The organism is Streptomyces sp. NPDC059037 (genome assembly GCF_042740015.1).
Taxonomy (GTDB): Bacteria; Actinomycetota; Actinomycetes; order Streptomycetales; family Streptomycetaceae; genus Streptomyces.
In genome coordinates this window covers 24,753-31,290 of record NZ_JBHYIG010000087.1, presented here as the reverse complement: position 1 = coordinate 31,290, position 6,538 = coordinate 24,753, and the positions used below count along the sequence as shown (strand labels likewise).

The 6,538-nt window shown below is 71.6% G+C and carries 6 protein-coding genes; all 6 read right to left on the bottom strand.

Annotated features, from left to right (window positions below):
• Positions 1-43 precede the first annotated feature (43 nt).
• The 6 genes from ACFWY6_RS19680 to ACFWY6_RS19655 all read right to left on the bottom strand — a co-directional run bounded on the left by ACFWY6_RS19680 (position 44) and on the right by ACFWY6_RS19655 (position 6,312).
• The gene (locus ACFWY6_RS19680; protein WP_384691836.1) at positions 44-1,081 is read right to left on the bottom strand and encodes a sugar phosphate isomerase/epimerase family protein; all 1,038 of its coding nucleotides are present in this window, start codon (positions 1,079-1,081) and stop codon (positions 44-46) included.
• A gap of 167 nt (positions 1,082-1,248) precedes the next feature.
• Positions 1,249-2,631 carry an alkaline phosphatase family protein gene (locus ACFWY6_RS19675; RefSeq protein ID WP_384691833.1) on the bottom strand — a complete coding sequence of 461 codons (1,383 nt, stop codon included), beginning with the start codon at positions 2,629-2,631 and terminating at the stop codon, positions 1,249-1,251.
• A complete protein-coding gene (eboE, locus tag ACFWY6_RS19670; RefSeq protein WP_384691830.1) occupies positions 2,628-3,797 on the bottom strand; it encodes a metabolite traffic protein EboE in 1,170 nt (389 codons plus the stop codon). The genes ACFWY6_RS19675 and eboE overlap by 4 nt, the downstream gene beginning before the upstream one ends.
• 3 nt (positions 3,798-3,800) lie before the next feature.
• A complete protein-coding gene (locus ACFWY6_RS19665) occupies positions 3,801-4,649 on the bottom strand; it encodes a TatD family hydrolase (protein WP_384691827.1) in 849 nt (282 codons plus the stop codon).
• Entirely contained in the window at positions 4,649-5,350 is a 702-nt protein-coding gene (locus ACFWY6_RS19660; RefSeq protein ID WP_384691826.1) for an EboA domain-containing protein, read from the bottom strand. Before ACFWY6_RS19660 ends, ACFWY6_RS19665 begins: the two co-directional genes overlap by 1 nt.
• Entirely contained in the window at positions 5,347-6,312 is a 966-nt protein-coding gene (locus ACFWY6_RS19655) for a sugar phosphate isomerase/epimerase family protein (RefSeq protein WP_384691823.1), read from the bottom strand. The genes ACFWY6_RS19660 and ACFWY6_RS19655 overlap by 4 nt, the downstream gene beginning before the upstream one ends.
• Between the last annotated feature and the right edge of the window lie 226 nt (positions 6,313-6,538).

The following is a 6,538-nucleotide window of genomic DNA, read 5'->3' as shown; positions in this document are numbered from 1 at the left end:
CCCGTGCACCTGGTGCACGGGCCGGCCGCCGCCGTGTCCGGGGTCAGTCGCCGCAGCGCAGCGAGTGCAGATGCTCGCTGGACTTGCGGGCGAAGGCGTAGGACTCGACCGGGTTGTCGTGCTCGGTCTGCCAGTGGTGGTAGCGGCGGCCGTCATGGGTCCGCGCGGTCACCTTGGAGAGGAACTTCTTGTAGTCGATGTCGCCGTCCCCGACGTCCACCATGCGGTAGCCGTCGCGGGCGGTCTCGTCCCGTATGCCGTCCTTGACGTGGAACAGCGGGTAGCGGTGCGGCTGCTTGAGTACGTAGTCGAGCGGCTCGAAGGGCGCCGGCGTGCCGTCCGGGCGCTTGCCGAAGCGGAACTGGCCCGCGAACGCCCAGTAGATGTCCATCTCCAGATAGACGAAGTCGGGGTCGGTCTCGGCGAGCAGCACGTCATAGAGGCGCACGTTCGGCTTGTCGGTGGCGAACGAGAACTCCTCGGCGTGGTTGTGCTGGTAGAACTTCATGCCGCGCTTGCGGGCCGCTTCTCCGTACGTGTTGAAGTCCTCTGCGGCACGCTTCCATCCGTCGACGGTCGAGCCGTAGCGGAAGGGTCCCGACGCGGTGCCGATGTGCTTGAGGCCCAGGGCCTCGGCGTCGTCGAGGACCTTGGTGAGGTTCTGCGCGAAGGTGTAGGCGTTGGGGTTGTTGTCGTCGTAATAGCCGACGTGGCTGCCGATCGGGTGCAGACCGTGATCGCGCGCCAGCTGCTTCAGCTGGGCCAGGGTGATGGCGCCTGCCGTGCCCTGGGTGTATCCGGCGAACTCGACCTCGTCGTATCCGTACTTCTCCAACTCGGCGAAGACGGCGGCGAATCCGAGGGTGGAGACCTTGTCGCGCAGGCTGTAGAGCTGGATGCCGAGGCGGCCGGGCGGCAGGACTGGGCGGCCGCGACCCTGCTCAGCCGCGGTGGCGGGGGCAGCCGTGGCGGCGGTGCCGATCAGGGCCGCGGCGGTGGCGCCCGCGGCCACGCCGAGCATGCCGCGTCTGCTGAGTCTGTGGGCCAGTTCGGGGTCGGCGGGGGTGCGCTTGCGGCTCATGAGGTTCTCCCGGGGATCGAGTCAGGGATGGCTGAGTCAGGGATGGGCGAGTCAGGGATGGGTTCGATTACCGGCTCGGGGAACGATCAGGGTCGGACCCTGATGGCACGGACCGAGCCGTCTGGTTCAGTGGAGATCAAGCTGAACTCGGCGGCGCGGTGCACGGCTCAGTGCAGGCCGGCGAGGTCGAGCAGCAGCGATTTCACATCGGTGGCCGCGACGCGGCCGCTTACGGCGCGGGGGGTGGAGCACAGAATGAGCGGTCCTGAGTCGAGGTCCTCGCTCGTGGGGAGGCGGCCATGGCTGCCGCGGATAGGTGAGGGGTCCAGGGGCACGACCGCCATGCGGTAGCGCATGCCGAGCTTCTTGCGGGCCAGGGCGCCCGCGGCCTTGACACGGACGTAGGGGTCGGCGGGGTCCATGAAGAGCTCGACGGGGTCGTAGCCGGGTTTGCGGTGGATCTCGACGAGCTGCGCGAAGTCGGGCGCAAGGTCGTCGTCGAGCCAGTAGTAGTACGTGAACCAGGCGTCCGGCTCCGCGACGGCGACGAGCTCGCCGGAGCGCGGGTGGTCCAGGTGGTTGGCCTTCTTGCCCTCGTCGTCGAGGAGTTGCTCGATGCCGGGGAGGTCGGCGAGCGCCGCGCGAGTGGCTTCCATGTCCTCGGGCCTGCGCACATACACGTGGGCGATCTGGTGGTCGGCGACGGCGAAGGCGCGGGACGCCATCGGGTCGAGGTACTCCATGCCGTCCTGGGTGTGCACTTCGAGCAGGCCGGCGCGGCGCAGGGCTCGGTTGATGTCGACGGGGCGATCGACGCGGGTGATGCCGTACTCGGACAGCGCGACGACGGTGCGGCCTTCGGCCTTCGCGTCGTCGAGGAGGGGGGCGATGGCCTGGTCGAGGTCGGCGGCGGCCTGGTGGGAGCGCGGGTCGTCGGGGCCGTAGCGCTGCAGGTCGTAGTCGAGGTGCGGGAGGTAGGCGAGGGCCAGGTCGGGGTGGCGGGTGTCGAGGATGTGGCGGGTGGCGTCCACGATCCAGCGGGTGGAGACGATGTCGGCTCCGGGGCCCCAGAAGTGGAAGAGGGGGAACGTGCCGAGTTTCTCGGTGAGTTCGTCGTGCAGGGCCGGGGGCCGGGTGTAGCAGTCGGGTTCCTTGCGGCCGTCGGCGTAGTAGACGGGACGGGGGGTGATGGTGATGTCGGTGTCGGCGCCCATGGCGTACCACCAGCAGATATTGGCGACGGTGTAGCCGGGGTGCGCGCGGCGGGCGGCTTCCCAGAGTTTGTCGCCGGCGACGAGGCCGTTGTGCTGGCGCCAAAGGAGTACGTCGCCGAGCTCGCGGAAGTACCAGCCGTTGCCGACGATGCCGTGCTCGGCGGGGGTGGTGCCGGTGAGGAAGGTGGACTGGGCGGCGCAGGTCACGGCGGGCAGGACGGTGCCGAGCGTGGCCTGGGAGCCGGATCCGCCGAGGGCTTTGAGGTGCGGCATGTGGTCGAGGAGGCGCGGGGTGAGGCCGACGACGTCCAGGACGAGGAGGGGTGTGGGGCTCATGGGAGTTCCTTGAGGCCGAGGTCCGTCAACAGGTCGCGGGCGAGGGTGAGCTCGGCGGCGATGCCGTCGGCGAGCTGGGGGCGGGAGCGGGGGCGCAGCTCGGGCGGGAGCGCCTGCCAGGTGTAGGTCTCGACCTCGAGGTGGCGGGTGCGGGGGTGAGGTCCGCCGACGAGGTGCGTGAGCGTGTCCTTCAGGACGGGGAGTGTGGAGGTGAGAGGCGGCGCGGGGGCGGCGTGCAGGGGGACGTGGAAGTGGGCGCGCCAGGGTGCCGTATCGGGCAGGGCGTCGCCGGCGAGGGCCTCGCCGAGGTCGTCGGTGCCGCGCAGGCCGGCGGGTGTGCGGGTGCGGGTCTGGTGCAGGAAGCGGGGCTCGTCGAAGGCGGCGAGGGCTTCGCGGACTTGGGCGAGATGGGGGTGTTCGGCATGCAGGGCAGCGGAAAGCTGGGACTTCACGACGGGGACGGCCGCGGCGGCGAGGGTGTCGAGCGCCGTCCGCGGTTCCTCGAAGGAGGTGGCCAGGTGGCAGGTGTCCACACAGACACCGATGCGGTCGTGACCGACCGCGGTGAGGGGGGCGATCGCGTCGCTCGTGGTCTCCATGGTGCAGCCCGGTTCCGGTTCCAGGCCGATGCGGATCGACCTGCCGGTCAACTCGTCGAGCGCGTCCAGGCGTTGGGCGAGCGCGGTGAGAGCGGCGCGGGCCGCCTCGGCATGGACGGGGTCGAAGGGGGTGCGCCAGGCGAGGGGAAGGGTGGAGATGGTGCCGTCGGTGACGTCGTCGGGCAGCAGGGCGGCGAGCAGGCGGGCCAGGTCAGTGGTGTGGGAGAGCCGCTCTGGATCGGTCCAGTCCGGCTTGTACACGCGGTACTTGACCTCTTCGGCACCGAAGCCTTCATACGGGAATCCGTTGAGGGTGACGACCTCGAGGCCGCGCCGGTCGAGTTCGGTGTGCAGGCCGCGGAGGGCGGCGGGGTCGGTGACCAGGGCGTGCGCGGCGTCCTTGGCGAGCCACAGGCCAATGCCCAGGCGGTCCCTGCCGAGGCGTTTGCGTACGGGTTCGCAGTGGTCCCGGAGTTGCGCGAGGACGCCGTCGAGTGTCTCCGCCGGATGGACGTTCGTGCAGTACGCGAGGTGGACGACGCTGCCGTCGGGGTGCCGGAAGCGCATGGCTCACGCCCCGCCGCGAAGGATGGAGTTGCCTTCGTGGGTGGCGTCGGTGTCCGTGACATCGAGGGCGAGGCGGCCGCTGAGTCCATAGAAGGCGACCGGGTTGCGCCACAGGACCAGGTCGACGTCGTCCTCGCTGAACCCGGCCTTGAGCATGGTGTCGGCCACCTTGCGGGTATTGAGCGGGTCGCTCTTGCCCCAGTCGGCGGCCGAGTTGACCAGGACGCGCTCGGTCCCGTGCTCGTGCAGGATCGCGACCATGCGGTCCTCGTCCATCTTGGTGTCGGGATAGACGGAGAACCCGAGCCAGCAGCCGCTGTCCTTGGCCTCCTTGACCGTGGTCTCGTTGAGATGGTCGATCAGGACCCGCTCCAGGGGCAGCGCGGACTCCCGGACGACGTCGAGGGTGCGGCGCAGCCCCGCCAACTTGTCGCGGTGCGGGGTGTGGACGAGCGCGGGCAGCTCGTGGTCGGCGGCGAGCTGGAGCTGAGCGGTGAGCGCGGCGTCCTCGGCGGGGGTCATGGAGTCATAGCCGATCTCGCCGACGGCCACGACGTTGTCCTTGACGAGATACCGGGGCAGCGCGTCGAGGACCGGGGTGCAGCGGGGGTCGTTCGCCTCCTTGGGGTTGAGGGCGATCGTGCAGTGGTGGGCGATGCCGTACTGGGCGGCGCGGAAGGGTTCCCAGCCCAGGAGGGAGTCGAAGTAGTCGAAGAAGGAGGCGGGTGAGGTGCGGGGCTGGCCCAGCCAGAAGGCCGGCTCGACGACGGCACGGACGCCGGCGGCGTACATGGCCTGGTAGTCGTCGGTGGTCCGGGACGTCATGTGGATGTGGGGGTCGAAGATGCGCATCAGGACTCCTGCTCCTCGCCGGTCGAAGGGGTCGCGGGGGCCGAGGGCGTCGCGGGGGATGACGGGTCCGCTGCGGCGGAGGGCGCCGTAGGGGCGGTCAGGGCCAGGACGCGGTGCAGATCGCCGGGGACGGGGCGGCCTGCGGCGGTGCGTTCGCCCGCGTAGTCGCCGAGCATGCGGGCGAGCTCGGCGTCGGCGTGGGCGCGGCGCGGGAGGTCGGCCACGGCGTCCACGGGGACACCGGTGAAGAGGCACTTGAGGACCGCGTGGCGCCAGTGGTGCGGTGTGAGGTGCCGGGCGGCGTATGGCCCGACTGCCGCGGCGACGAGCCGGGTGTCGTTGGTGCGCAGGGCGTCCTCGACCAGGGGCAGGGCTTCGGGGCCCGGCACCAGGTGGGGCAGGGCGTGCAGGACGGCGCGGCGCTCGGCGGCGGTGCCCTGTTCGTAGACGCGGTTGAGCGTGGCAGGGTCCGCGTCGGCGGCGTGCAGAAGGAGCACGCGAGCGGCGTCAGCGTGCTCCTGGCCGCAGCGTCGGCCGGCCTCGGCGAAGCGCAACTCCCAGACGGGAGCGGCAGCTTGGTCCGGCTGCCCGTGACGGGCGGCGGCCTCCGCGGTGGCCTGGTCGAGCCAGGCCCGGGCGGCGCCGCCGAGGTCGGCGTCGAGGCGGCTGCGGAGGTCGGCGATGGCGGGTGCATCGGTCACGGAGTTCCTCCTCTGGCTGGGGTGCGGGCGGGGGTGCTCGGCGGCGGAGTGCCTTTTCGGTCCGGGGCGCGGATTCCTTCGGCGGCCCGGTGCAGGAACTCGATGGAGTGGGAGGCGAGTTGGGGGCCCGCGTGGGAGTGGCGGGGCAGTTCGACGACGGTGAGGCCTTGGTAGCCGGTGGCGGCAAGGGCTTCGAGCACGGGCGGGAAGTCGATCTCCCCGTCCCCGAACGGGAGGTGCTCGTGGACACCGCGGCGCATGTCCTCGATCTGGACGTGGCGTAGCCAGGGCGCGGCGGCGCGTACGCATTCGGCGGGAGGGAGCGGTTCGAGGCATTGGCAGTGGCCGATGTCGAGGGTGAGGCCCAGGGGCTCGGGGTCGCCGAGTGCGTGGCGGAGGCGGTGGAAGTCGGTGAGTGTGGAAAGGAGGTGGCCGGGTTCGGGTTCGATGGCCAGGGGCACGGCGGCGCCGGACGCGGCGTCCAGGACGGGTTCCAGGGCTTCGGCGAGGCGCTGCCAGGCGGTGTCGTCGGTGGTTCCCTCGGGGGTGACGCCGCTGAAGCAGTGCACGGCGTGGGCGCCGAGGTCGGCGGCGACCTGGACGGCGCGGATCAGCAGGCGGACGCGGGCCGCCCGTGCGTCCGGGTCGGGGTCCAGGAGCGAGGGGCCGTGCTTGCGGCGCGGGTCGAGCACATAGCGGGCGCCTGTCTCGATCGTCGCCGTAAGACCGAACCGCTCCAGGCCGCGGGCCACGTGGCGGCTGCGGGCCGCGAGGTCGGGGGCGAGGGGGTCGAGGTGCATGTGGTCGAGGGTCAGGCCTACGCCGACGTAGCCGAGGTCGGCGAGGAGGCCGAGGGCGTCGTCGAGCCGAAGATCGGTCAGGCCGTTGGTGCCGTACCCGAACCGCAGGGGCGCCACGGCACCGCTCGGCGGTGTGCCCCGCCGGTCCGCTCCTCCGGTCACGTGACACTCACCTTCCGGCCGAACCGGCGGGCGGCCGGGGCGAGGGCGACGGTCGCCAGGGCGCTGCCGAGGGCGCCCGCGCGGGCGGAGAGTGCGGCCTGGAGCGGGATCATGGCGCGGATTCCGCCGCCGACGGCTCGTTGGGTGAGCTGGGGTGACGGGTTGAGCGCGGCGTGGAAGAGGGGGCGGGCGGCGGTGACGGCGTAGCCGGCCGCGAGGGCGGCCT